Below are 1,831 nucleotides of genomic sequence, written 5' to 3' on the forward strand. Positions count from 1 at the left end.
GGTAAAGCTTTATAAAGAGCCTTATCCAGGCGGACCAAAGAAGTCACCTACATAATTGACATTATCACTTGTTGCGTATAATCATTATTATGTCAAATAAGATATTAAAGTAAATAAAGACAGAAGCAAACACAATATGGACCTACTAGAGCAAATAGCCAAACTCCCCGGCTTTCACAATCTACCGAGTTTCAATACCCTATTCGCTGAGATCAATACAGATATGGGAAACAGCCAGATTTGGTTTGTGCTGGTGCTGGCATGCCTCATGCTGACATTTCATGGCGTGGCCGTTCTGATGATTGCAGGCGCGTTCCATTGGCTAGATCAAAAGCTAGAGAACAAACGAGTATATGGGGCTAATTTCCTGTCGTATTTCATAGCAATTTTGTTAATTATTGCCAGTCATTTATCAGAAATCGTTGCTTGGGCTTATCTCTGTGTAGCTTTGCAAGTATTTCCAACTAATCCGCAGACCTTCTATTTTGCCGGCGAGATGTACACCACGGTGGGATTTGGCACCTATAACCTGTCTGAGCAATGGAGAATCTTGCCCATCATCATTTCATTCTCTGGAATCTTTGCCGTCTCGATGTCTGGAGCCGCCTTGTATTCCATGATGGGCGCATTATTGGGTAGATCCAATCAAAATCCTAAATCAGGCTCCGGTTTCTAAGCGGCATACTTAAGAGCGGGTTTTTGGGTTCAATTAACCAGCTTGGACTTATCGATTGGTTCTCTTTGCTTAAAAACAAGCTCGAGGACTCGCCCATTGGACTCTAGAGAGCGCATTCTTCCTGGAAGCCAATCTAGGTCCCTAGCCAACCAAATATCTACCTGACGCTTGTATGGATCGTTCTCACGCTGCATGAGGGCGTAATGCCTATTTATAGATTTACCCAAACTCGGAACGTCTTCGGACTCAACTTCACCGTAGCTCTTAAATTGCCACATCTCCAGCGTGTTGTAGTCAACTACAGGAAGTGCACGAATACTCCCCGCTTCATCGATTTTGTCGCTACCGTTTAGAAGCGAGGCAAATTGGAACATGAGGCTAAATCGATCCTGAGTCCCGGGGAGAAGATCGGGGGTGAACTCCGGCTTTTCAGAGAAGTACATCTTCCCTGCTCCATTTTGATCACGATCAAAGCGAGAGTAGCGAGGTGGTTTAGTGCCACGCTGGGTCCAATAAATGGATGGCGCTATTCCATAAGCATCAACAGAGCCACGTGATTCAAAAACAAAGGGGCCAACTACGGCATAAGGTATGTTGATATATAGGCGATAGTTATTGCCTTCGGTAATCCAGTCAAGCTGTGCTGTTTGATAAAGCTGTCCATCAACGTAGGCATCAAAATAGTAAGTACCAGACTCAGGCAGACGAAATGCTTGCCCTGATTGATTGCCAACTGCGCCCTGCTCTCCTTTGCCCTGATCTGACAATGGGTCAGCTGAGACTGCATTTGTTTGCTTAGGCGTAGTTTTTTTCTTGGGTGTACTGACCATCTGAATCTTCTTTGGAGGATCAACACGAAGATCTGTTTTGATAATCAGATCTTCAGCAATAGGTGGCGGGGCGCCGAAAGAAATAAATGGGAGTCCAAAAAATAAAATGAGGTGGCCAGCAATGGATAAAAAGATTGCGGCAATCAAAATCCACAGAGATTTTCTGCGAATGAATGAAAGCAGATCGCCAAATAAATCAATCAAGACATTAATGCTCGATAAATTCGATTACCGCTGGAAGATGGGTGGCATAGTCGGCAATCCCATGATCACTTCCCTCAAGAATAAGCTGTTTAGCACCTGGGTAAAAAGCAACCATTTCTTT

General features: G+C 44.2%; 3 protein-coding genes. 1 reads left to right on the top strand and 2 read right to left on the bottom strand.

The genetic code is table 11. The features are described from left to right. The first annotated feature begins 223 nt into the window (after positions 1-223). Positions 224-676, top strand: coding sequence for an ion channel (locus tag B7Y67_RS16905; RefSeq protein ID WP_251367939.1), 453 nt, complete (start codon positions 224-226; stop codon positions 674-676). A gap of 29 nt (positions 677-705) precedes the next feature. Here B7Y67_RS16905 and B7Y67_RS16910 read toward each other — a convergent pair whose 3' ends face one another. Together B7Y67_RS16910 and B7Y67_RS16915 are read right to left on the bottom strand one after the other, a co-directional pair. Then, complete coding sequence (locus B7Y67_RS16910) at positions 706-1,710, bottom strand: DUF3108 domain-containing protein (RefSeq protein WP_293599626.1); 1,005 nt, start codon at positions 1,708-1,710, stop codon at positions 706-708. A 4-nt stretch (positions 1,711-1,714) separates the two neighbouring features. Continuing rightward, a complete protein-coding gene (locus B7Y67_RS16915) occupies positions 1,715-1,825 on the bottom strand; it encodes a YqiA/YcfP family alpha/beta fold hydrolase (RefSeq protein WP_293599627.1) in 111 nt (36 codons plus the stop codon). Positions 1,826-1,831 lie beyond the last annotated feature (6 nt).

This window comes from Polynucleobacter sp. 35-46-11, from assembly GCF_002281105.1.